General features: G+C 41.1%; 19 protein-coding genes and 2 pseudogenes. 8 read left to right on the forward strand and 13 right to left on the reverse strand.

Annotated elements, in window-relative coordinates; translation table 11 throughout:
• Window position 1: 1 nt before the first annotated feature.
• Window positions 2–1429 (reverse strand): aldehyde dehydrogenase family protein, encoded by a 1428-nt coding sequence (locus tag A5N88_RS05605; RefSeq protein ID WP_066264016.1) that lies wholly within the window; start codon window positions 1427–1429, stop codon window positions 2–4.
• Between the two features lie 212 nt (window positions 1430–1641).
• Between A5N88_RS05605 and A5N88_RS05610 the strand changes: the two genes are divergently transcribed.
• From A5N88_RS05610 to A5N88_RS26270, 3 genes are all read left to right on the forward strand, one after another.
• A complete protein-coding gene (locus A5N88_RS05610) occupies window positions 1642–3342 on the forward strand; it encodes a sigma 54-interacting transcriptional regulator (RefSeq protein ID WP_066264020.1) in 1701 nt (566 codons plus the stop codon).
• A gap of 955 nt (window positions 3343–4297) precedes the next feature.
• A complete protein-coding gene (locus A5N88_RS05620) occupies window positions 4298–5287 on the forward strand; it encodes a DUF2515 family protein (protein ID WP_232317533.1) in 990 nt (329 codons plus the stop codon).
• Window positions 5214–5666, forward strand: coding sequence for a CBO0543 family protein (locus A5N88_RS26270; RefSeq protein WP_302466988.1), 453 nt, complete (start codon window positions 5214–5216; stop codon window positions 5664–5666). The genes A5N88_RS05620 and A5N88_RS26270 overlap by 74 nt, the downstream gene beginning before the upstream one ends.
• A gap of 414 nt (window positions 5667–6080) precedes the next feature.
• Here the strand turns inward: A5N88_RS26270 and pepF are convergent.
• Window positions 6081–7896, reverse strand: a pseudogene (gene pepF, locus A5N88_RS05630) (oligoendopeptidase F).
• A gap of 288 nt (window positions 7897–8184) precedes the next feature.
• On the opposite strand from pepF, the gene A5N88_RS05635 reads away from it, so the two are divergent.
• Window positions 8185–9594 (forward strand): PQQ-dependent sugar dehydrogenase, encoded by a 1410-nt coding sequence (locus tag A5N88_RS05635; RefSeq protein ID WP_066264026.1) that lies wholly within the window; start codon window positions 8185–8187, stop codon window positions 9592–9594.
• 590 nt (window positions 9595–10184) lie between these two features.
• Here the strand turns inward: A5N88_RS05635 and A5N88_RS05645 are convergent.
• The 7 genes and pseudogenes from A5N88_RS05645 to A5N88_RS05670 form a co-directional block, all read right to left on the reverse strand.
• Entirely contained in the window at window positions 10185–11183 is a 999-nt protein-coding gene (locus A5N88_RS05645) for a substrate-binding domain-containing protein (RefSeq protein WP_066264028.1), read from the reverse strand.
• A gap of 20 nt (window positions 11184–11203) precedes the next feature.
• Window positions 11204–12142 carry an ABC transporter permease gene (locus A5N88_RS05650; RefSeq protein ID WP_066270285.1) on the reverse strand — a complete coding sequence of 313 codons (939 nt, stop codon included), beginning with the start codon at window positions 12140–12142 and terminating at the stop codon, window positions 11204–11206.
• A gap of 26 nt (window positions 12143–12168) precedes the next feature.
• Window positions 12169–13176: a sugar ABC transporter ATP-binding protein gene (locus tag A5N88_RS05655; RefSeq protein ID WP_412733835.1), complete on the reverse strand. Its 1008-nt coding sequence runs from the start codon at window positions 13174–13176 to the stop codon at window positions 12169–12171.
• Window positions 13171–13602, reverse strand: a pseudogene (locus A5N88_RS26520) (ATP-binding cassette domain-containing protein); the annotation flags it as partial. The gene A5N88_RS05655 and the pseudogene A5N88_RS26520, both read right to left, overlap by 6 nt.
• A gap of 78 nt (window positions 13603–13680) precedes the next feature.
• Window positions 13681–14082 carry a D-ribose pyranase gene (gene rbsD / locus A5N88_RS05660; RefSeq protein WP_232317534.1) on the reverse strand — a complete coding sequence of 134 codons (402 nt, stop codon included), beginning with the start codon at window positions 14080–14082 and terminating at the stop codon, window positions 13681–13683.
• The gene (gene rbsK / locus A5N88_RS05665; protein ID WP_066264032.1) at window positions 14079–15017 is read right to left on the reverse strand and encodes a ribokinase; all 939 of its coding nucleotides are present in this window, start codon (window positions 15015–15017) and stop codon (window positions 14079–14081) included. The genes rbsD and rbsK overlap by 4 nt, the downstream gene beginning before the upstream one ends.
• Window positions 15018–15031: 14 nt before the next feature.
• Window positions 15032–16033 carry a LacI family DNA-binding transcriptional regulator gene (locus tag A5N88_RS05670; protein ID WP_198160180.1) on the reverse strand — a complete coding sequence of 334 codons (1002 nt, stop codon included), beginning with the start codon at window positions 16031–16033 and terminating at the stop codon, window positions 15032–15034.
• Window positions 16034–16824: 791 nt separating this feature from the next.
• Here A5N88_RS05670 and A5N88_RS05675 point away from each other — a divergent pair.
• The 4 genes from A5N88_RS05675 to A5N88_RS05690 all read left to right on the forward strand — a co-directional run bounded on the left by A5N88_RS05675 (window position 16825) and on the right by A5N88_RS05690 (window position 20650).
• Window positions 16825–17313, forward strand: a complete 489-nt coding sequence (locus A5N88_RS05675) for a glycosyl-4,4'-diaponeurosporenoate acyltransferase CrtO family protein (RefSeq protein ID WP_066264034.1) — start codon at window positions 16825–16827, stop codon at window positions 17311–17313.
• Between the two features lie 522 nt (window positions 17314–17835).
• Window positions 17836–18858, forward strand: coding sequence for an alcohol dehydrogenase catalytic domain-containing protein (locus A5N88_RS05680; protein ID WP_066264035.1), 1023 nt, complete (start codon window positions 17836–17838; stop codon window positions 18856–18858).
• Between the two features lie 31 nt (window positions 18859–18889).
• Window positions 18890–19654 carry an SDR family NAD(P)-dependent oxidoreductase gene (locus A5N88_RS05685; RefSeq protein WP_066264038.1) on the forward strand — a complete coding sequence of 255 codons (765 nt, stop codon included), beginning with the start codon at window positions 18890–18892 and terminating at the stop codon, window positions 19652–19654.
• Window positions 19655–19690: 36 nt separating this feature from the next.
• Window positions 19691–20650 carry a bile acid:sodium symporter family protein gene (locus A5N88_RS05690; protein WP_232317535.1) on the forward strand — a complete coding sequence of 320 codons (960 nt, stop codon included), beginning with the start codon at window positions 19691–19693 and terminating at the stop codon, window positions 20648–20650.
• A gap of 50 nt (window positions 20651–20700) precedes the next feature.
• Here A5N88_RS05690 and lpdA read toward each other — a convergent pair whose 3' ends face one another.
• The 4 genes from lpdA to A5N88_RS05710 form a co-directional block, all read right to left on the reverse strand.
• The gene (lpdA, locus tag A5N88_RS05695; RefSeq protein ID WP_066264041.1) at window positions 20701–22053 is read right to left on the reverse strand and encodes a dihydrolipoyl dehydrogenase; all 1353 of its coding nucleotides are present in this window, start codon (window positions 22051–22053) and stop codon (window positions 20701–20703) included.
• Between the two features lies 1 nt (window position 22054).
• Window positions 22055–23407, reverse strand: coding sequence for a dihydrolipoamide acetyltransferase family protein (locus A5N88_RS05700; RefSeq protein ID WP_066264044.1), 1353 nt, complete (start codon window positions 23405–23407; stop codon window positions 22055–22057).
• 203 nt (window positions 23408–23610) lie between these two features.
• A complete protein-coding gene (locus tag A5N88_RS05705; RefSeq protein ID WP_083953052.1) occupies window positions 23611–24588 on the reverse strand; it encodes an alpha-ketoacid dehydrogenase subunit beta in 978 nt (325 codons plus the stop codon).
• Window positions 24581–25573: a thiamine pyrophosphate-dependent dehydrogenase E1 component subunit alpha gene (locus A5N88_RS05710; protein ID WP_066264048.1), complete on the reverse strand. Its 993-nt coding sequence runs from the start codon at window positions 25571–25573 to the stop codon at window positions 24581–24583. The genes A5N88_RS05705 and A5N88_RS05710 overlap by 8 nt, the downstream gene beginning before the upstream one ends.
• Window positions 25574–25593 lie beyond the last annotated feature (20 nt).

Genomic DNA, 25593 nt, shown 5'->3' on the forward strand with positions numbered 1-25593 from the left:
CCTAGAATTCCGTTTTTATTGTAATAAATTTCAATTCCGTCATTTCTTGAACTGCATATTTTATTCCTTCGCGGCCGTAACCACTTTCTTTCACTCCGCCATATGGCATATGATCCAATCTGAAAGTAGGAATGTCATTTACAACCACTCCGCCAGATTCTAGTTTTCTAGATGCATAGAAAGCATTGTTGATATTCTGGGTATAGATTCCCACGTTTAATCCATACACAGAATCATTCACCATATGAATGGCTTCATCCAGGTTCTGATATGGAACGATCGATACGACTGGTGCAAATGTTTCCTGGCATGAAACGGTCATGTCACTTGTAACATTCAACAAAACGGTCGGTGAGAAAATGGATCCTTCCCGGTTACCGCCTAACCCTACCTTCGCTCCTTGTTGTACTGCTTCATTCACCCAGGATTCAATTCTTTCCACTTCCCGGCTGCTAATCATCGCACTGATATCTGTTGCTTCTTCCATCGGGTCGCCGATTTTTAATTTTTTTGCTTCTTGAATAAAGCTTTCACTAAACTCTTGATAGATTGATTCATGGACATAAATACGCTGTAATGAGATACACACCTGACCTGCAAAAGCAAATGCCCCTTCCACACATCTAGGTATGATCTTGTCCAAAGGAACGTCCGGTTCGATAATTAATCCCGAGTTAGAACCCAGCTCTAACGTTACTTTCCGTAAACCAGCTTTTTCTTTTATCAGCTTACCTACTGTACCACTGCCTGTGAACGTGACTTTCTTCACTCTTTCGTCCTTGATAAGAGCGTCGCTAAGTTCTCTTCCACTTCCAGTCACTACCTGCAGTGCCCCATCAGGAAGGCCTGCCTCTTGAAAGATTTCAGCCATTACACAGGCACTTAAAGGGGTTTGTTCCGCCGGCTTTAACACAACGGCATTCCCTGCAGCAAATGCTGGCCCCAATTTGTGGGCAACAAGGTTAAACGGAAAATTAAAAGGACTTATCGCAACTACTACACCCAGCGGCTCTCTCCATGTAAAACCCAGCCTTTTTTCGCCGCCAGGAGCTGCATCCATCGGAATCGTTTCCCCATATATTCGTTTCGCTTCCTCTGCAGCAAATTGATAGGTAACAATGGTACGCTCTATTTCTCCTCTAGCTGTACGGATAGGCTTTCCTGCCTCTTTCACTAGAATCTGAGCTAAATCTTCCCTTCTTTCCCGCAGAATTTGTGCCACCCTAAATAAAATGTCTGCGCGTTTATGAGCTGGCATTTCTTTCATGGTTCGAAAAGCTTCATGTGCACCCGCAATCGCCTCTTTCACATCTTCCTCACCAGCCATACTAATAGCAGCAACACAGTCTCCGCTATATGGCGAGTAAAGAGGGTATGTTCTTTCTTTCATGACCCATTTCCCATTAATATATAAACCTTTTGTCTCCATAAATACACCTCCTCATCTTTATACATGCAATTTCCGTGCCAACTCTATCACTCGTTGATTTAGATGATTTTTTTTAATTGAATAAATGGTTAGTTGGTGATAAAATTCACCACATATAGGAACATACCGATTCATGTAAACGGATTCACTAGCGGTGAAAAAGAGCACCACTGGTGATTTTTTTCACCATAAAAGTGTGAGGTGTTAAACAGATGGAAAAATCGATCGCTGCGGATCAACTTTTAGAAAGTATCATTTCTTCTATGACAAATGGCGTCATTGTGGTTGACCTTAACAAAAAAGTGCTGAAAATGAATTCTTCTGCCAAGAGGATGTTGAATATCCGTACTGATGAATATATGGGAAAGGATATGGATGAGTTCATTCCAAATTCAGGGCTTTATAGAGATTTAGATAATGAACAAAGCGTAACAGGAGTAAGAATAGAGATTTCAAATCTATCATGTCTACTGGATCGTACACCCTTGTATCAGGATGGAAAATTAATTGGGGCTGTATGTATGATTCAAGATATATCACAAATGGAACATTTCCACTCTCTTTTTAAACAGATGGAGAAAATAATCGAATTTTCCACCGACGGCATCTATGTTGTAGATCAGGAGAGTAAAACCATTTTCGTTAACTCTGCCTATGAAGAAATCACAGGATATAAACGAGAAGAGCTTATTGGCCACCAGATGGCTGATTTAATCCATAATGAATATTTTGATCAATCGGTCTCTTTATTTGTCTTAGAGGATAAAAAACGTATTTCCATTCTTCAAAAAATAGGCAAGCAAGAAAAGGATGTCATCGCAACTGGAAGTCCTGTTTTCGATGAAGCCGGGAACATCCAAATGGTTGTTACGAGTGTTCGTGATATTTCTCGCTTAAATGAACTTTCGAATGAATTGAAAAAAGCGAAAAGTTTTTCGGAAATGAGTCAAAACCGTTATACGTTTTCTGCGGAAGGTTCGGATGAAAAAGTTATTTTTCAAAGTATGCAAATGAAAGAGATCATCTACAAAGTAAAACAAATCGCTTCATTCCCTACAAGTATTCTCCTATCCGGTCCATCTGGAGCAGGAAAAGAAGTAATTGCCAATTTAATTCATCAAGAAAGTGATCGGAAAGACATGCCATTTATAAAAGTAAACTGTGGCGCCATACCTGAACAACTGCTGGAGTCTGAATTATTTGGGTATGAAAAAGGAGCCTTTACAGGGGCGCGTCAGGATGGAAAAATAGGATTGTTAGAATTAGCAGATAAAGGCACAGTCCTGCTTGACGAAATCGGAGAATTACCACTTGCCCTTCAAGTCAAATTACTAAGGGTTCTACAAGAAAAGCAGATTCAAAGATTGGGAAGCAGCAAAGTGAAACAGATGGACATCCGCATCATTTCTGCCACAAATAAAGATTTAACAAAGCTGGTGAAACAAGGCTTATTCAGGGAGGATTTGTATTACCGTCTCCAGGTGGTTGAATTGCGTATCCCGCCATTAAATGAACGCCTAGAGGATATTGATGTTTTACTTACTCATTTCTTTTCTTATTTTTGTAAACTTTACAACATTGAAAAGCATCTTTCTCCTGAAACAAAAAATATCTTACAAAGTTACCACTGGCCGGGAAATGTAAGAGAATTAAGGAACTTAGTGGAAAACATGATTGTTTCTGTGCCTTCTCTTTATATCAAACCATCTGACCTTCCACCGCACTTTAGCACACATAGTCAACCAGATTCATCCCTTTCCCTGAAGCAGCAAGTCGAACAGTTTGAAAAGAAAATCATCATGGATACCCTTGAAAAGAGAACGTCTCTTAGAAAAGCCGCTGTGCATTTAGGGATTGATCACTCCACCCTAATTAAAAAATTGAAAAAGTGGAACATTTCTATACAGAAATAATGCTTTATGGTAAATGTTTTAACGATATGGATATTCTCTTCTTCCATGAAATACACAAAGAATTGTAAGTTTAACGTAATAACCAGTTTCTCAGTTTCTCTTCCAATAATGATGAAAAGAGCCGCATTTACTCTTTATTCTTCCTATAAACATATAGAACGCAGGAGGAGATCCCTTTGCTCTTTTTATCATTAAATAGGTATGCTTCCCATTGCCTAGACCGTCTGCGCACCGATCTGCTTTTCCAGCATCGGACTTACTTTCAGTACTCCGTATACTTAGCATCTTAAAAAGTAAGGAACATACTTTTAGTCGCGGCCACATCCTATTTTCCAGTAACCATTTCTAGAAGTTTCTCCATTCATAGAAATTCTCCACTGCACCTCTCTGTTTTGGGTCCGAACTTACCTATCGGTTCTTTCATAGAATCATTCTCAATCAACTAGTGAGCCAATTATCAAGTTTCCGATAATTTCGATGGAATTCAAATCCTCCGTTGACAGTTGCATTTCATGATAAAAAAGCTTCCATTCTCCTTTTTCTTGATTCCATATAATTTTGAGAAAACCCCCTAAAGTAAATCTTTATCATTTATTGCCAAAGTCCATAATAAAATAATCATGAAGAACCCGTAAATTCTTGTTTCAAATGGATCGTTCTATAATCCACCTGGAGATTAGCCTTTTCTACGCATACTTACTATCCATTTAATGCCTTGGTGAGAATTGGCAGTCAAATATCCTCATTCCTCTCCTCAGTGAGCAACGACTATTTATATTCACATGAGGTGTGGAATACGTGGAGGAGATGAACTATTTTTTTTAGAAGGAATCAAGAAAAAACCGCTTTCGAGATTATTAAACAAGAATTAAAGAGACGCAAAAAGTTAGACAAGTCTGCTATTAGACTATCAAAAGAAGAATCAAGGATTCTGACTCAAATTAAGCTGCAAACAATGGAATGGAATCTAAATAATGTAACAAGAACAAGGGCCTATCTTAACTTCTACCGAGATCATCCAGAAGTTCATTGGGCCTTTTTAGGACATATGGTCTCCCGCAATGGCGGCTGGAACATGACAGATTTAAAAGGTGAACTCTTATCCAGATTATTATCGAACAAGGAAAAACGGTCCTATTTTTCTTTTTTAGAACGAGGAAATTGGCTCATTTTTCAAGATGCCTATCCACAATTTTTGCTTTACCACGAGAGCTTGAAACGAAACATACCATTATTTTTTCTTTTCCCTTTTTTTAATATATCAATCTTCATGGAAACCATTTGGAACTACTTTTGGAAGTATCAGAATAAGTCCATCCTTACAATCGCCCTTATTATTAATGAACAAAACTATCTAGAAAAAAGAGTTGTTCAAAATCCACTTTATAAAAACGAGGTCTTCAATAAGCTGGAGTTTAAACTTCAAGACCTCCTGTCCTTTAATCACATTCTATTTCCATACCTGGAGAACGGAGAATTAAAGTTAACGGGACAAACGCTTCATCAATTTGTTTCCGTACATGAACGAATTTTATTAGGAAAGAGATTGTATAAAGTCCTTTTTAATAACAAGGAGGTTTTAAATAATACGGAACAGTGGGCAATTAGCCACCCGCATACTGGCTCAAGAAAGGATTATTGGCCTACTATTTTCAACAACGTTCATGAAGGAACACCCGGAAAACAGTACCAAATTCATTTAAAATCATGTCGTCTAAAGCCGGGAGCAAGAAGGATTTATAGCCCCAGCCTTGAAAACGCATGGAAACATGTTAAACAGGTGGAAGCAGAAAAAGGAGATTGGTTTGGAGACTTGCAAGTAATGGATTATTTTTTAGAATTAGATGAACCAATCAATGGGGAGATACAAAATGAGTACTGCAAAACACTTGAAAGAATCGAACTTGCAGCCCTTGCGAAAAAGGCAATTTCTTTTCTGCATTAAAAACTATATACCAACCATATTACTTTCTTCCTTACTTGGAACCTATTTAGATCTTTTATTTGTCGGAAAGCATTTATACTTTTTTCCGATTCGACCGTTCCCATCTGTTTTTTCTATTAATATTCTATTTACGTTGGTTGGCTTACCCATGTTAATGGTTATATATTTATTTTTAATGCAAAAATGGAGGAATTGGGCAAAGGCCATCTTAGTCATTTTTATAAGTTTAGGAATGACAGTAATAGAGAGAATGGCTGAGGAATTTGGGTTCTTTGTGCATACCAATTATTGGAGCCATCTATATTCGTTTGTGGGTTATTGTCTATTCTTATTAATTGTATACACATTCCATATGTGGTTAAAAAAGAAAATGGTTTGAATTAAAACAAAAACTTGTAAAGGAAAAAGAGTATAAACAATTAGTGGCATCTACATCAGCGGAAATAAGAAAATATCCTAACCCTATGACCATAGTGGAATCTAGTCGGGTATTTTAGAACCTATAAGAAGTAAAGAATATACTTTTTGTGGAAGTAATGTACCACTCGAATGCATTAAAATAACCAGGAAACATCTCTAAAACTCCAAAATTTATGTTTACAATATACAGCGGGTACGATATCATCACCGCCACAATTAAAAAAGGTCTGCCTATTAAGAGATAAGCAGACCTTTTACCTAAATTTCAAGTGATCATAGATAGCGAACCCGTTTATCATTTTCTAAAAAATAAAGCGTGTTGAAATTTTACCATGCAGAGTAGTACCTATTGGTGGCTGCATCCCCTTCTTATTTAACATGGGAAGCTTTTTTCCAATTCATCAATCAAAGTTCCAACGTAAGCAACAGCCTTCCGAATAGGAGCTGGCGTAGACATATCTACGTTTGCCAGCTTCATAAGCTCAAGGGGCTTCAAGGTACCACCTGCTTTTAAAGCGGACAACCAGCGGTCGACTGCAGGCTGGCCTTCTTCTTCGATCATTTGCGAAGCAGCGGTTGAAGCTGTAAGACCGGCTGAGTAAGTATATGGATAAAGGCCCATATAATAATGAGGCTGGCGCATCCAGGTTAATTCTGCACCCTCATCAAGTTCAACACTGTCCCCCCAGAAATCTGAAAGCAGTTCCAGGTTTTGTTCACACAAAATCTTAGCGGTTATCGGAATCCCTTTTTCCGCTAGCCCATAAATCCGGCGCTGCAGCTCCCCTTCCAGTATATGCGTAACGAAATTGTGATAATAGGTTCCCAATGATTGAAGGATCACCCACCGTCGCATTTTGCTATTATTTGATTTGGCTAAGATATGCCTGCTTAAAAGCATTTCATTCATCGTAGAAGGAGCTTCCACAAAATATCTGGACGGGCGGGTGTTTGAAATGGTCTGATTGCGTCCGGACAGTACAAAATGGCCCGCATGGCCAAGCTCATGGGAAAGGGTAAATGCATTCCGCATCGAGTTGTTCCAGGTCATCATGATATATGGATGGGCGCCATAAGGACTGGAACAGAAGGCACCGGACCTTTTCCCGATATTATCAGCTCGGTCTACCCAGCAGTTATGAAGCCCCTGCTCCATAATATCTGTATACTCCGGACCCATTACTTTTAAGGCTTCTAGGACAAGGGCAGCGGCTTCTTTGTACGTAACTTCAGGATTGTAATCCGAATCCAGAGGAGCTTTTAAATCACTGTAGTAAAACTTTTCCATTCCAAGGACCCGCTTTTTCAACTTGGCAAGCCGCTGCATATGCGGGGCAAGCTCTGTCAGAATGGTATCCAGCTGGTTGTGATACATTTCTTTTGTTACCTGCTGTTCATGTAAAAGCATATCGGTTACAGAATCATAGTTACGGAGACGTGCCTCAATCACTTGTTTTTTCACTTCTGTTGCATAGGCAGCAGCATATGTATTTTTGTATTGATCCAGCGTTTCCGTAAAAGCCTGATAGGATTTTCTCCGAAGCTCTGTGTCAGGAGATTCCTCATACGCAGCATAGGAATTAAAGGTTAAAGGATGCTCCTCTCCATTGTCTGTTTTAAAAGAAGGAAACTTCATGTCAGAGGTTTTGCTTCTCTGGTAAATCATATAGGGTGCACCATGAACCTCACTAAAGGCTGCTAAATACTTCCTCCGTTTCAGGTGACAAACGGTGGGGTTTTAATTCCTGCAAGTCAGCCAGAGTCTTTGCGTAATGCTTTAACCCTTCTTCTTCCTTGATGAAATTCTGAATGGTTTGATCGGGAAGAGCAAGAATTTCAGAATCAATAAAAGACAAATTTGCACGGAAATCAGAAATGAGAGAAGCGGCACGCGCAGCATTTGCTTGATGAGCCGAATTGGATCCATCCGCTGACTGGCGAAGGCTTGCATATGTCGCTGCCTGGATTAGGGGTTCGCTTAATGCATCCCGTGCTTTCAAACAATCCAGTAAAGTCCTGCCATTTTCAACAAGTCTGCCTTTAAACTTTGCCACCGTTTGAATATCCCGTTTAATCGCTTTTAGTTCTTGATTCCAGGCTTCCTCTGTTTCAAACAAGTCGCGCAAATCCCATGTTTCCTCCACTAGCACTTCTTGGCGTGTTACTGTTTTCTTCATCGTTTTATTCATAAGAGCTCTCCTTTCAGGTATTCATGTTTTAAAGCAAAGGATATATTTCGATTCACGAAACTATTTTCATTATACATGAATGCTGAATAGTTTGAAATATGAATCAATACTATCCCCTTCTCTCTTTTTACCCTTAGAAAGTTTCCAAAGGAGATACATTCTTTCTTGATTTTTAGTTTATCAAAATTTACTTAGCAAGGTCAGCCATCCCCTCCCCGCATTGGTACTAATTGAAAGGTTCAAATCATATTTTTTCTTAAAGAGGACGATAAGAGGAGTGTACGTTAGATGGTAAAAGTGAGATTACAGCCAATTGTCAGCAGAATAAATTTACCCACTGTGATAAAAACAGCCGTTCTGCCCGGTGACTCAATGGAACGAATATTTATTGCAACCCAAGTAGGAGAGATTTTTTACATAGGAAACGGGGTAAGGACGTTTTTAGATATTCGACCGCGCATTTTAAAACTAGGAGGATCTGGCGGGTATGATGAACGGGGGCTTTTGGGACTGGCGTTTCATCCAAAATTTTATTATAACGGCCTGTTTTATCTACACTATTCTGTAGCAGGAACCCAAGGTCCAGGGGCACTTTCTGAACATTTCAAGCCAGACCCGTGTGATCCCGCAACCTTAAACCTGAGGTGGACCAATAGAGAAACTCAATACGATCATATTGATACCGTTGAAGAATGGATTCTGCAATCAAATGGCCAGCCTCAAAAACGCCGCACACTGCTTAACATAACAAGGCCATTTTTAAACCATAATGGTGTCAACAGCTTAAATTTTTCACCCGAAACTGGGAAGCTTGTTTTTACAAATGGAGATGGAGGATCAGGTTATGATCCATTTAATTTAAGCCAGGATCTTATGGAAATAGCCGGGAAAATCATTGAAATTGACGTAGATAAAAATACAGCTATTCCTAATCCCCCTGCAGTCACACGTTTTCATGAACTTCCCTCCCCTCTTCAAGGAATGCTGACGGTAATGGCTAAAGGAGTTCGCAATGTATCAGGCATCTCTTATCAAAGAATTCATAATGGCTATATTAAATATGTTGGAAATGTCGGACAGGATTTGGCAGAATCCATTTTTTCATTCATTCAATATAATCCCATACCAGTAACACAGCTAGTCCAAGCTTCTTTAATGAATACGGAACCTGACCAAGAAGGATTCATTAACTTTGGCTGGCGAGCGTGGGAAGGTGCTTTTCCTACTTCACTCATAAAAGGCTGCTCTGCAAACACAGATTTGGAAGAGATAACAACGGCTTACTATCATGAAGCGGTAACAACATCAATGACACGCCTTCATCCAATGGCAAGCTATTTTCATAAGGATTCCCGCCCTGATAAGTTTGGAGGAACTGCCCTTACAGGCGTCCAGCCATATCTGGGGAATGGAATCCCCGAGTTAAGGGGAAGCGTAGTGTTTACCGATCTTGCGAAACAAGGAGAATCTCAGAACCCGGCCAGAGGTGTTTTAGCTTATACAAGGGGAACAGCAATTGGGAAATTAAATGATTATAATATAATTGAAACAGACAGTCCTTTTGGCTCCCAGTCCGCTTACTACGTTAGCTTGGGAACCAATTTGGATCAAACCAGGCTTTATATAGGGGTTTATGGCTCTATGAAAGTTACTGATTTTAATCAAGGGACTATTTTTGAAATTGTACATGGATCATAAATGTGACTTTATAGCAGATAGAAAATAAGGCAATCTAGAAAAGATTATTTGATGAGCCAATTGCAACTGCCCCTCAGTTCATCGCTTAATTACAGGTTAGCCCTGATCCTGACCAACTTTTCTTTTGATCTTTTTTTAGTAGAGTGCTCTTTTTTTACAGATGAAGAGTATGCGAGGAAAAATTTCAGCAAAAAAGAATGGCAGACCAAAACATAGAATGAATTGAGGGTTGCCATTCTTTTTTTAGATCTGATTTATCTGATTATCGGTTTTCATTTCCTCTTCTCAGTATCAGCACTGCCAATTTTTGAGAATATTTTCTTACATACTGCATTTCTCCCTAATTCAGGAGTAAACAGAACCATTGTTTTTTTTATCTTTAACGAAAAAAATTCTAATACTTTAATAGGAATGGTATTTTCGAAAGGACTTAGCGTTCTAGGGAAACGTCTTAGCATAAACACCGGGTATTCTCATATCCTGACTGGTTATAACAGTCTTTTAATTATTATCCTACAAAAGATGACTTAACAACAGCTATAACAGCTGCTATTAAGTCACCTTCTTTAAAATCATCTTATTTTAATGGGTTAGTCTTGTGGATCTCCAATTTCTTTTAGGTGCTTCCAGTAATTATCTACATTTGCCTTTGTTACAAGTTGTCCTTCTAATGTTGTGGAGCTTTTTACTTGCTTGCCATCTAGAATATCTTTTGCAATATCTGCAACCTGCATTCCTTCATAAAAAGGTGACTCTGCATTTGTGGCTTTCATTGTTCCATTTGTTATCGAATCAAGAGCATCCTTTATTCCATCATTCCCGACAACCGTGACTTTTTGAGTCATACCGCGTGCTTTTAATGCCGAAACGACCCCCATTGCCATTTCATCATTTGCAGCATATACACCATTGACATCAGAATGTGCCTGAATAAGGTTAGTCATAACGTTAAGTGCTTTTGCCCTGTCAAAATCAGCGGGTTGTTTTGCAACTACTTTAATATTTGGATATTTAGCAATTTCCTGTTCAAAGCCTTTGCTGCGGTCTTGTGCAACATTCGTTCCCATTATTCCTTGTATTTCAATTACATTTCCTTTTTCATTTAATGCTTTGGCTAACGCGTCAGCTGCCGTTTTACCAGCATTAATCGCGTCATATCCAATAAAAGTCTCCAATTTACCGCCAGTTGGCAATCGATCAAATGCATAAACTGGTATCTTTGCCTGGTTTGCTTGATTTATAGATGCAACAATAGCATTGCTGTCTACCGGGTCGAGAACCAAGGCTGCCGGTTTTTTTAAAATATCCGTTTGGGCCAGGTTTAACTCTGTTTGATTATCGTTATTAGCATTTTGAATCACAAGATTAATGCCAAGTTTTTTTGCTTCTGCTTCTGCACCATTTTTCAGGGATACAAAGAAAGGGTTGTTAAGGGTGCTAATAATCATATCAATTTCTTTACCAGATGAAGCTGAGGATGACCCTTTTGAAGCACCACTTGCACTTCCGGAAGATGAATTAGAACTACAGCCTGCAATCATGCCACCTATTACCAATACACTTAATGCTACTGCAAATGTCTTTTTCATATAAAAATTCCTCCATTAGATTATGCAGATTTTTTAAAACTAGCAAGTCTTGAAAGTGATGATAAAGACTTCATGTTGCGATCCAATAATACAGCTAAGAGAATAATCACCCCTTTCGCTACTCCCTGGTAAAAGGCTGATACATTCAATAAATTCATTCCATTATCTAAAACACCTAATATAATGGCACCAATGACCGTTCCAATAAGCCCCCCTTTCCCGCCTGTAAGACTCGTTCCACCCAGAATAACGGCAGCAATGGAATCAAGCTCCATACCACTTCCCGCAGTGGGTTCTGCAGAGCTTAATCGAGCGGTTAATATAAAACCCGCTATTGCTGATAAAACACCTGCCATAATAAATGACAATAGTTTCACTTTCTTTACATTGATCCCGGATAAGCGGCTTGCTTCTTCATTTCCTCCTGTCGCAAATACATAACGGCCAAAATGTGTTCGGTGTAACAGGAACCAAAATAGCACATAAAGAATGACCATTAACCAAACAGGAAATGGGACACCTGCAATAAATCCCTGGCCAATGTATTGAAATGAGTTTGAGGTTATGGTGATTGGGTTTCCTTGAGTAATGACCAATGTCAATCCAGCGAATGCTGTCATTGTGCCTAATGTAGCAATAAAGGAAGGCAGCTTTCCGATTGTTACAAGTAATCCATTAATAAGCCCTGCAGCCAAGCCGACAATCATTCCTATAATCAGACCTACCACTAAGTTCCCATGAGACAAAAAACCCGCGGTTACTGCAGCAGAAAGACCTAATGTCGCCCCAACAGACAGGTCAATTTCTGCAAGAATGATTATATAAGTCTGCCCTATTGCCAGAATAGCCGTTACAGCCACCTCTAATAAGATATTTAACAGGTTGGTTACAGTGAGAAAGACAGGTGACAGAAGCGCTGCAATGATGATTAAAATAATTAATACAATAAGCGCCTGCATTTCTGAAAATATCGAACGGATAAAGGTCAATGTACTGCCCCCCTAAGTGAATAATGTAAAATATTATGCTGAGTAATTGAGTCACCGCTCAGCTCTTGAATTAAATGCCCCTCCCGCAGAACAACGACACGATCAGACATTGCCACTAATTCCGGAATATCTGAACTTACCAGCAATACAGAAATACCCTGTTTTGTTAGAAAATTAATCGTTCGATATATTTCTGATTTGGCACCCACATCCACTCCGCGCGTCGGTTCTTCCATTATGAAGACCTTTGGCTGAGTCATCATCCATCTACCGAAAACTACTTTTTGCTGGTTCCCGCCGCTTAATCTGCGAACAGTAATATTGGGTGATGCCGCTTTTACGTTTACCCGCTGAATAAATTCATCAGCAGCCTTTTGTTCCTTCTTCCGATTTACCAGCCCAAAAGGGTTTGAAAACTGTTTCAGGGAAGAAAGTGATAGATTGTGATAAATGGATAAATCCATGATAAGCCCTTCCTGTTTACGATCTGCCGTTAAATAGGCAATACCTTGTTTAATAGATTCTATAGGGCTATTTATTTTAATCCTTATCCCATCAATGGAGATCGAGCCGTCATCTAGCTTTAATTCTCCAAACAACGCTTTTAACAGTTCTGTTTTCCCTGATCCAAGTAATCCCGCTACTCCCAGAACCTCACCTTTCGAGATATCGAATGAAACAGATTGGAAGTAAGGAACTTTAGTTAGCCCTTCTACCTTTAAACGGATTTGGGAAGAATTAACGTTGTGCTCCTTAGGATAAAAATTATCAAGCTGCTTCCCTACCATAGAAGTAACAATCTGCTTTTGCTCAACCTTTTCAATGGCTTCTTCTAAGACTAACTGACCATCTCTCAATACAACAATTCGATCTGACAATTCAAATATTTCATCCATACGGTGAGATATATATATGATAGATATACCTTTTTGCTTTAACCGACGAATTTGTTCAAATAATCGATCGGTTTCTTCCTTATTTAAAGCTGCTGTTGGTTCATCCATAATGAGGACCTTGACTTCTTTTACCAAGGACTTTGAGATTTCAACCATCTGTTGCTCAGCAACGGCAAGCTTTGCCACCGGAATTTTAGGATCAATTTCTAGTCCCATTTCCTTCAAAAAAACTTTAGCATCTTCTACCATTTTCCTTTTGTTAGAAATAAAAGCCCCATATTTTTTGGTTTCATCTACAAGGAAGAGATTTTCAGCAACAGTAAGATCCCTTAAAAGGTTCATTTCCTGATAGATCATACGAATATTGTAGGCCATCGCATCTTGTGGAGTATGAAAAGAAACAGGAGTTTCGTCTACCAATATCTGGCCGGAATCAGGTTGAAGAGCACCTGATAATATTTTCATCAGAGTCGACTTTCCAGCACCATTTTCTCCCGCTAGTGCAATGACTTCTCCTGGTTCAATGTTTAAACTTATTCCTCGCAGTACACGGTTATCTCCAAAGCTTTTTTGAATATTGCTAAGACGTACACCCACTTAACTACCTCCTTACTAGTAATCACATCCCGCTTGCAATATAATATTTGCGTACGGTGTAAATTCACCGGATCGAATCGCCGCACGTGCACTTCTTGTGTTTTCTTTAAATTCTGTATGTGGCAAATAATCCACAACTAGGTCTGATGGAAACAAGCTAAGAATTTCATTGTGCATTTCAGGGCTAACCGTCTTTATTTCTTCAGCAAGAATGACTTTTTCTACAACTACTTCACTTAAAACCGCTTTTAGAACATCAATAAATCTCGGGAAATTAGGTAAAATTGAGAGATCCACCCGTTCAACTTCTTGTGGAATCGGTAGTCCGGAGTCCGTTACAACTAAGTAATCAGTATGACCTATCTCAGCTATTACTCTAGAAAGCTGGGGATTTAATATTCCTCTTGTACTTTTCAATTTAAGCATCCGCCTTTCATCAGTAATGTAATTTCTTCTTTATTCGGAAGAGAAGTCTGAGCACCGCTTTTTGTTACTGTCAAAGCCCCTGCCGCCATTGCATATTGGACAGATTCTTCAATCGTCTTTCCTTGTGATACACATGCACCAAGTGTCCCTGTAAAAGCATCGCCCGCTGCTGTCGAATCGACCACTTCTACATCAAATGAGGATAAATGATGAAAGGATTTGCCATCCGCAATCAATACACCTTTTTCTGCTAGAGTAATGATGACCAGTTTTACTCCTTTATCTAAAAGAACTTGTGCTGCTGTTTTGGCAGTAGCAACATCTGTTACTTCGATACCTGTCAAAACCGTGGTTTCCGTTTCATTTGGTGTAACAATATCCACGTATTTATAAAGCTCATCCGGAAAGGGTGCTGCAGGAGCAGGATCAAAGATAACTGTAAGCCCTCTTTTCTTTGCTTCCTTTGCTGCATACATAACTGTTGGAACAGGTATTTCCAATTGTAGCAACATGGTATTAACATTAGGATTAGAATCAAAAAACCGGTCCACCCGTTCAGGATTTGTACGGTTATTTGCCATCGGAACAATCACAATATCGTTATTTCCATTACGATCAACACGAATGTGAGCTACACCTGTTTTTTCATTGTCCAATTTATCAACAAAATCAGTATTGACTCCGTGGTCTCTTAAACTATCCAGCACAATACTTTGAAAAGCATCTGTCCCAACACACCCAACCATCCAAGTGTTCATCCCCATTCTTGAAGCCATGGCTGCTTGATTGGAGCCTTTCCCACCTGATACCAGGGTAAGCCCTTCTCCTAAAACAGTTTCGCCACCGCGAGGTAAAGTATTTGCTATTGCCGTTACATCCGCTGTCATACTCCCAATAACGACTACTCCTGAGACTTTTTTATCCATATACACACTCCCTTTTAAAAGTTGATTGATTCTGACCCACGTACAATTAAATGCGGAGTCATAATAACGGTTTGTTTTGGCTTTGTCGGACTGTGTATTCTTTGGATCAGCATGTTAGCAGCACACTCGCCCATTTCATTCATTGGCCTTGATATAACCGTTAAATTTGGGCTCATTAAAGTTGCAATGGGAAGATCGTCAAATCCTATTAATCCAAGGTCCACTCCTAATTTAAACGAACTTGTATGGATGATTTCCAATAGCCCAAGTGTCATCAAATTATTACTGCTTAAAATAGCTGTAGGTGGATCGTTTAATTGAAGTAAGTGCCTGCCAAGCTGGTAACCGGAATTTTCACGAAAATCACCAATTTGAATATAATCCGGAATGATTTTTATTCCGTAATCTTCCAAACAGCTTTTATATCCTTCGAAACGCTCTCTTCCCGGAGTACTTTCCAACGGACCTGTAATGATTGCAATTTTCCGATGGCCTTTTTGTATAAACAGCTTTGTTGCATCATAGGCACCACGTCTGTTATCAATTAAAACTCGATCACACTCAATTCCTTCAATATCACGGTCAACCAAACAAATAGGAACACGGTTACCAATTCGATCAATCCACTTTGTCCGAGAAAATGCAGCAGTTAAAAGAATACCGGATGCTTGATGCTCCATCATGGTTTGTAATAGTCCTTCTTCTCTATCAACCGTATCGTTTGACCCCCCAAGAAGAGTGGTATACCCAAATTCACGAACAATTTTATCTGCACCGCTATAAACGGCTGCAAAAAAAGGATTTTCTATATCAGGAACAATCATTCCAATAAGCTTTGTTTTTTTCGATGCCACACTTCTTGCTAAAACATTAGGTATGTATTGCAATTCTTCCATTGCGTCTTCTATACGACGCTCCGTTTCGGGACGAACCCCCCCCATTTTATTAATAACTCGAGAGACCGTAGCTACTGATACACCTGCAAGCTGTGCCACGTCCCGTATTGTTGATGCCAACAAACCCACCACCCAAAATGTAAACGTTTAGATTTAATTGTATTAAAAAACTTAAAACCGATTTTCACTCTTAAACCAGCTAATGTAAGCGCTGTTATTAACTAAAATAATAAGAGCAGCGTAAGATTTAGTCAATATAAAATATTCAAAATATATAAACGTTTACATTTTTATAATGAAACTTAACTAAAGTTATTTGTTTTTACGCTCGGAGCCGGCTTTGTATTCAGCCCCTTTACTGCCAGTCAGATAATAGCTTGAATTTTAACTCTTGCCATCATCATCGTATACATTTTAGTGAATATTGCTCTGTTCCATTATTATAAAAAAAACATTACCCGAATGATTTTTCATTCTGGCTGCACGGATTCTTCCCAATCGCATCGACTCTTTTTCTCATTGTTGCCTTAGTTGGCTCTATTTTCTTGTTCCCGCTTACACCTTGAACCTACCTCCTTACATTGTACGGGTATGGTTTAGAATCCGGGTTTGCCGTTTTACTTTATTTGAAGCGCAAGAATTCGATAAGAATTGAAGATGCTAAGAAACTTTTTAGGGATTAAAAATTGATTTTATTCAATACAGCCAGCATACAGCCAATTGCTGGTTGTTTAAGAAGGATAAAGCCATCGAATTTACCCACAAATGATTTCCCAGTTAAACTGAGTTTTACCCTTTGTATTTTTATCTTTTTATTTTTCAAATGATGCAAATTAAGATTTTTGGATGAATCAACGAATATAGTCATAGTAAAATAGTAGTATTAACGTATGTGTTGGGGGATTCATCATATGCCATGGATTGCATTCAAAATAACCATCATAAATACAGCATTCTGGCTGGTTTGTTGTTTTGGAATGGCTTGGCTTGTCCGACTCTTTCCTAAATCTCTCTATCATCCTGCTAATGGGTTATTTAAAGAAAAATCCTTCGAACGAAAACTCTATAAAAAAATGAATGTTGCCGTGTGGAAAGACAAGTTGCCGGAATGGGGTAAGCTTTTAAGCTTTGAAAAGAAAAACCTGCATAAAGACATTACGCTGGCATACATCGATCAATTTATTTTAGAAACCTGTTATGCCGAAGCGGGGCATTTGGGAATGGCAGCAGCCGGCTTTGCTTGCATATTCATCAATTCAAGTACAAATTTTCTTATGGCTTTATCATTTGCCATAGCCAATGTATGTATTCAACTCCCCTTCATCCTTATTCAAAGATACAATAGGCCGCGATTGTTAAGGTTAAGAATGAAATATAATAAAAAAGCTACATTCTACTAAGGGGCATAATAAATGATGTTCCATTCTTCTCCCAAAATATGAATGGCATTATTGGTGTTGCGTATGATATTGTTACCCAACTCCAAACTAACGCTCCCTCCTTATGTCCGAATAACATTTAGGAAGTGGCGTTTTTCTCTATAATTAATATTGTTTTATTTATATTAACGTCTTATAGATAAAGAGATTGTTCGCTTGCCCTTATTGAATTCATCTAAATATTTAAGCAATATATTGAATCTCTTTCCTTTACATACTCTTCACTTCTCCTATGCAATTTCATCCATTTGATCATGTACACTGCTTTCCTTATAAGATAATGTGATATTTGCAAAATCTTTTTATCCAGAAAAAAGCGCAACGTAAAAAATAGAAGATGTACCGGAGCTTGTAATAATATCCACTTTAATTATTCCACTTCTCATCTCTTTTCACTTCCATGCCAATCTGAAAATTGGCAATAGACAATCTTCCTTGCAAAAGCAATACTTACAGTAATGAAAAACGGAGGTGAAAAGGTAGATGCAGACCATCTCAAAGCTGTCCCGGGGACCCGGAGCAGCCTTCGAACAAATGGAGATCCCGGTTCCGAAAGAGAATGAAGTGCTGATCTCAATTAAAATCACGGCCTTATGCGGTACAGATTTACATATTTACGAGTGGAATAACTGGGCTGCGAATGCCAATATTCTGATTCCAGGCATTATGGGACATGAATGTGTGGGTGAAGTGGTAGAAACCGGTACACATGTCACTTCGTTGCGGAAAGGGGACCGGGTGAGTGTAGAAACCCATATTCCCTGCGGCACGTGTGACCTCTGTTTAAACGGCAAGGAGCATATTTGTGAGAATCTTAGATTATTTGGCCTGCACACCAATGGATGCTTTGCGGATTACGCGGTGGTTCCTGAGAAATGTGCCCGAAAAATCCCTCCAGAAATACCGGATGAAATTGCTTCTGTTTTAGAGCCATTAGGTGTCGGTGTTCATGCTGCCCAAAAGGCTGAAATTAAAGATAAGCGCGTCGCAATCCTTGGAGCCGGCCCGATCGGCATTTTTGCCGCCAGTGCCTGCAACGCCCTTGGAGCAAGATCAGTAACCATTAGCGATCTCCAGTCCAGCCGGCTGGACATTGCCTCCAAGTGCACGGATGTCTCTGCCTGGAACCCACTTAATACCGATATTTCTAGTCTTTTCAATAAACCAAATGCGCCAGATGTCATCATTGAAACCACAGGGAACAGCCGGGCATTAGCAGAAGCTCTCCCTTTTTTAAAAAAAGGAGGAACGGTAATTCTTTGTGGATTATTTTCAAATGAGGTCTCTCTTAATCTCTCAGCTGATATTGTTTTCAAGGAGGCTGCAGTATACGGCATTCATGGCAGGCGAATGTGGGATACCTGGTCTTTGACGGAGGATCTGCTTACACAGGGGAAACTTGATATCCGTCCCGCCTTAACTCATCAACTGCCTCTTAAAGACTTTTCACAAGCCTTTGAGATAGCCCATAGCGGTCAAGGTGTAAAGGTTTTGTTAATCCCATAATATTTTTCTAGTTTAAGAGGAGGTCTTTTGAATGAGCAAAAAAATCGCAGTCGTTACAGGGGCTGCACAAGGCTTAGGCTTTGCGATTGCTGAGCTATTGTCTGCGGCTGACCATAAAGTGATTTTATTGGATCGGAATGAAGAACAATTACAGGCTGCAACTGAAAAACTGGTACAGTCAGGGAAAGAAGCGCACGGAGTCATTATTGATCTTAGCATCACTGAAAGTATTCATGGTGTTATCGATGAAATCCATAAAGAGTTTGGAAAGATCCATGTTCTAGTCAATAATGCCGGAGTCAATTTCGTAAAGCCAATGGATCAGGTAAAAGAAAGCGACTGGGATTTTGTGATGAATATTAATTTGAAAGCAGCCTTCTTTGTGATCCAATCGGCCGCTCCTTTTATGGCGGACGGAGGCTCGATTATTAACATATCATCTGTTGCGGCCAATAGCCCGAGGCCGTTGTCAGTCGCCTACGCTGCCTCAAAAGCCGGAATCATCAGTTTAACCAAAACGGCTTCCATCGTCCTCGCTCCCCGCCGCATTCGGGTGAATGCTGTGTGTCCTGGAGCCATGGAAACGGACCTGCTTTCGAAAATGGCGGAGGATATGAGCGACCTTTCCAGCAGTACCCCGGAGCAGTCCTTGAAGAATTATGTTGGGGATATCCCACTTGGTAGAATCAGCGCACCTGAAGATGTAGCAAAAGCGGTGGAATTTTTAGCATCTGACAATGCCAATTATATTACCGGGCAGGCACTGAATGTTTGCGGGGGCTGGACGGTCAGATAGCAGTAAGGAGCAAAGCCTTTCATGAGGATTTTACTAATGATCATAACAAAATTCCTACCTTTATGGATTATTGTCTGTGCCTTTTTAGGCTACCAATTTCCAATGTGGTTTGCCGATATTAAAAATGTAAGCGCATTCTGTCTAGGGTTTATCCTTTTTGTCATGGGACTCACCTTATCAAGAGAAACCCTCAAACGTGTTCTTTTGCATCCTAAGAATGCCATCATAGGGGCTTGTGGGAAATGGATTGTCACCACCGGCATTTCTTTTTTATTGGCGAATCTATTTTTCGCCCATCAGATTGAACTAAAAACCGGCATCATTCTTGCCGGCTCCGTACCAAGCGGAACCTCAGCCAATCTTTATACGATGATGGCGGGTGGAAGCGTGGCATTAAGTATTTTAATGTCTACGATCGACACCTTTATTGGTCCTTTTTTCACTCCCCTCATCATGAAATTGACTGCAGCAAACAACGTGCATGATGCGATTACACCGCTTATCCTAAAAATGGTGTATGTCGTACTGATTCCCATTACGGCAGGCCTGCTCATTCAATGGAAATTTGAAGAAAAGATAACGGCCGTTCGAAGTATGATTCCGATTTTATCGTCCATCGCCCTTCTCATTGTGGATGTATCGGTTGTGTCCAATGCACATACCATGTTAGCGCAGAACATCAGAATTCTTCCCATGCTGTTTATTTGCGTGGTAATACAAATTATCCTCCCGATGATCCTTGGATATGTCTATAGTACAATTTTTAAAATGGACGAACCGGAAAGACGTTCGATTGTATATGAATTCGGGATCTGCAATACAGCATTAGCAGCTCTCCTTGCGATGGAAAGCATCGGTCCAATTGCAGCAGTGCCTGCCGTAACCAATATGATTATGAATACATCCCTTGGGGCCCTGATCGCGATTTTATGGGAGAAGAAATGGGGAATCGGTTTAAAAAAACAAGGGAATGTTGAAATGAAGCGTACTTCCTAACGAAAAGGGCTCCTGCATCTGCAGGGAGCCCTTTATACTGTCGTGATCTTTCATTCATTTGTTAGAGGTAATGCCTCCTGGATCCCTTCCACAATCGAAGGGTGCGGATAGATCATGTTTGCTAATTCATCGATTGTCGATTCCAGTGTAAGTGCAAGAGTAGCATGAGAAATCATTTCTGTGGCATTAGGGCATAGTAGGTGGACCCCCAGCACTCTGCCGTAATTTTTTTCAGCAACAATTTTAATAAAACCGGTATTTTCCCCTTCAATAAGCGCCATCCCGCTCGCCTTCATAGAAAAAACATGCTCCTCATAATCAAAGCCCCTGAATGCAGCTTCTTCACTCGTGATTCCGACCATTGCCGCTTCCGGATGAGAATACGTGCACTGGGGAACAAAATCATAAATAACCGGCTCTGTTTTCATTCCTAATGCATGTTCAACCGCCACTTTTCCCTCTGCCATCGCCACATGGGCCAGCATAATGGGACTCGCACAATCACCGATGGCATAAATGCCTTCAATGCTGGTTTCCTGATATGCATTGACTTGAATTTTGTTTCCGGATTGGAGAATGCCTGCATGATCCAGATTTAATTCTTCCAGTACTGCCTTCCGGCCAACAGCCGCAAGTACCCTCTCAGCCTCCACCACATAGCCTCCGGATAAAGTCAGTTCCACTTTCCCTTGTTCCTTCTTCGCAATCTTCTCGACACGGTTCTCCAGATAAAAATGAACCCCTTTTTCTGAAAGCTGCCTGGTTAAGCTCTTAGAGATATCGCTATCCATCATCGGCAGGATACGCTCTGTTGCTTCGATCACGTGAACGTCCAGTCCAAGCTCTGCAAAAATCGTGGCGAACTCGATTCCAATGACCCCGCCGCCTATTATAGCCACTTCCTTTGGCAGCTCCGTTAAGGAAAGGAAGTCATCACTCGTTCCAACCTCTGGCAAATCAATGCCCTCGATCGTTGGCACAATAGGACGGCTTCCAGTGGCAAGGATGATGGCATCACCTTCAATTAGACGTTTTTCTTCCCCCACTACCATGACTTGTTTATTTGGTAAAAGGGAAGCAGTTCCCTTTACCACATTAATTTCCCCTGTGCGAAGAAGCCCTTCTACCCCTTTGCGCAGTTTCAGCACAGCTGCCTCCTTCTGGGAAAACATCGATTTCCATGGCACATCACCCTTCATTTTCTCAGGAAACATCAACCGTCCCTTATGCCAGGTATAGGATGATTCCAGCAAGCTTTTTGTCGGAATGCATCCTGTATTTAAACAGGTGCCTCCCAACACATTCTTTTCAATTAAGGTCACTTCAGCCCCCAACCGGGTTGCATGCAGGGCCGCGGTGTAGCCGCCGGGACCTCCGCCAATGATGATCACTCTCTTTTTCATGCTAATCCCTCTCTTTCACAAGCAGACGAAGCGGCTCTTGGATATAGTAATCGATGGACCGGAGAAAATGGGCGGCATCCGCTCCGTCCAAAGCCCTGTGATCGAAAGAAAGCGAGAGCTCCATAAAGGAACGGCGGACAACCTTCTCCCCTTCAAATACGGGCTTTTCTTGTATCCTCCCAACCCCCAGAATCCCTATTTCGGGAGGATTAATGATCGGCGTAAAGTGGTCTATCCCTTCCATACCGAGATTGCTGATCGTAAAGGTGGCACCTTGTGTTTCCTCAAGTCTCAGCTTCTGCTCCTTCGCGCGAATGGTTACATCCCGAAGCGTATCGGCTATATCCAGCAAGTCTTTTTGATGTACGTTTCGAATGACCGGAACAATCAGCCCGCCAGGAACGGATACCGCGACACCGATATGAACATCGTTGTGATAGAGAATGTCTTTCCCCTGAAACCATGCATTCAGAGCAGGATGTTTTGGCAAAGTTCTTGCAACTATTTTGATCAACAAATGTGTTAGCGTAATCTTCGTATTTGTGTTCATTGCTTCTTTATTTAATACATCCTTTGCAGCCACCAATGCCGTCACATCGATTTCCCTTGTCACCGTCACGTGCGGAATTTCCTGCCAGCTTTTCGTCATCCTTTCAGCGATGACTTTCCGCATTCCTTTGACAGGTTTGGAGGTTGTCCGAGATATGAATTGCTCCTCGGATGCTCCGTTCTTTCCACTTGAAACCTCCAATTGCTTTTTGATCACATCTGGTAGCAGAATTCTCTTTTTCTGCCCAATGTCTTCCCAATTGATCTGCTGTTCCTCCGCATATTTTTTCGCAACCGGCGAAATGGCTGGTTTGTTAGGAGAATCCGAGATTGTTTTTACATCTCTTGACACAATAATCCCATTGGGGCCGGTTCCTGTTACTTCCTCCAGTAAGACCCCTTCGTCTCTCATTACTTTTTTTGCATAAGGAGTCGCTTTAACATATGTATCCGCATGGGATTGATTCTCGCCTTCATTCTGTATGGCTGAGCTAATCGAAAGCTTCTCCTTTGTGGGATTATCAGGAGCACTCTCGGTTGAATCCAAATAATTATCAATGTTTTCCGTTTCACTGGCGATGATGGCTATAGGTTTTCCCACATCCACGGTGGAACCAGCTTCTTGAAAGATATACCTAAGAACCCCTCCTTGAGGTGCCTCTACCTCATTGGTGATTTTATCGGTTTCCACCTCGTACAGCGCCTCTCCTTCCGCTACCTTTTCACCAACCGTTTTGGTCCAATGGGAAATGGTCCCCTCCGTCATGGTTAAGCCAAACTTTGGCATTGTGATCACAAACGCCATTTCATTTCCTCCTCTCTTTACACAAGGCTGTTTTCGCATAGATTGTTGTTTTTCGTACAGATATCCAAACCCATATGTCGGTTGATTTCGCAGCATCTTTTCGTCCACTATTCAAAAGTCTAGTGGCTGAGCCTTTTGTTTTACTTGTTATTTAATACAAATAACAACAAAGTTTACGAAAAAAGCCTTTCACAACTATCCGTTTACCACCGGGTTTTTAAAACCGCATTTACAACACTTTCCACTTGCGGAATGACATGCTTTTCAAGGGGCGGACTAAATGGTACAGGTGTGAAAGCGGCTCCTACACGAACGATAGGCGCATCCAAGTATTCCAGTACATTCTCGCTGACCGCTGCCGCTATCTCGGCCCCAACTCCGCCTGTTTTGACCGCTTCATGGGCAATCACAAGCTTATGTGTTTTTTTCAAAGAAGCATAGATGGTTTCCATATCCAGCGGCACAATCGAACGTAAGTCGATGACTTCTGCCTTTAATCCGTGTTCCTCTTCAAGAATATCTGCAGCCTCCAGGCATTTTCCCAGCATGGCAGAATACGAGACAATGGTAATATCGTGTCCTTCCTTCACCACTTTCGCTTTACCGATCGGTATCGTATAGTCGTCTTCTGATACTTCCCCCTTTTTATTGAACAGATCCTTGTGTTCAAAAAAGATCACAGGGTTTGGATCCCGTATCGCTGCCTTCAGCAAGCCTTTCGCATCTGCCGCATTCGAAGGTATGACGACCTTTAAACCAGGAATATGTAGAAACCAGGCTTCAAGCGATTGGGAGTGCTGTGCTGCAGCGGATTGAGTTACACCATCCGGAGCCCTCAAAACGAGCGGCATCTTGGCCTGGCCGCCAAACATATAGCGGATTTTGGCCATTTGGTTCAGTACTTCATCCATGGTGACACCAATGAAATCGGCGAAGTGCATATCGACGACAGGCACGGATCCTGCCAGGGCAGCACCGATTCCTGCACCGACGATGGCGGTCTCGGATATAGGCGTATCCCGGACCCGCTCGAGCCCAAATTCTTTCGGAAGCCCTTTAAATTGGCCAAAGATCCCTCCTTGACTGGCAATGTCTTCCCCCATAATAAACACTCGTTCGTCTCTTCTCATTTCTTCCTGCATTGCTTCCAGGGTGGCCTGGGAAAAGGAAATTTTACGCATGGACGGTTTCCTCCTCTGCATATAGGTCTTCAAAAGCTTCTTCTGGTTTTGGATACGGGCTTTCCTCGGCAAAGGCAACGGCCTCACTGATTTCAGCCTGCACCCGTTCTTCGATTTCTTTTAATTCAGCATCGGACAGTAATTTTTCTGCGAGAACTCTTTCTAAAAACTTTTTCAACGGATCGTTTGTTTCCATTTGATTCAGGACTTCTTCTCTTGTACGGTATTGCTCTGGATCTCCGACGAAATGCCCTTTAACCCTGTAGGTCTTGCACTCGATTAACGTCGGGCCATCCCCCTGCTTCGCGCGGTTCACCGCTTTTTGCGCAGCTTCGTATACCGCAAACACATCATTTCCATCTACAATTTCACTAGGCATTCCGTATGAGGCAGAGCGAACCGCGATATCGGTGACAGCAGTCGCCTCATGTAAAGGAGTTGTAGAGGCCCATTGGTTATTTTCACAGACAAAAATCACTGGAAGGTTCCACACCGCAGCCATGTTCAGGCCTTCATGGAAGGTTCCGCGGTTACTGGCACCATCGCCGAAAAAGCACACCGCCACTTGATCACTTTTGCGCAGCTGGATAGAAAGCGCCGCTCCCACAGCCAGGTTAAATCCTCCGCCTACAACCCCGTTTGCTCCCAGCATACCAATACTAAAATCGGCAATATGCATGGAGCCGCCTTTCCCTTTACAGTAACCGGTTTTTCTTCCATACAGCTCCGCCATACAACGTTTCACATCCGCGCCTTTTGCGATTGTATGCCCGTGGCCCCTGTGAGTACTGGTAATGTAATCTGCATTAGTCAATGTACTGCAGACACCCACTCCGGTTGCTTCCTCGCCAATGTAGAGATGGACAAATCCGGGGATATCCCCCGCTAAAAATTTTTCATTTATCGTTTCTTCAAAGCGCCGGATCAGGAGCATCCGATAATACCAATCCTTCAGTCGTTCACTCGACACTGCAGCCTCTACCATTGTAAAGCCTCCTTTAAGCT

Source organism: Heyndrickxia acidicola, from assembly GCF_001636425.1.
Taxonomy (GTDB): Bacteria; Bacillota; Bacilli; order Bacillales; family Bacillaceae_C; genus Bacillus_AE; species Bacillus_AE acidicola.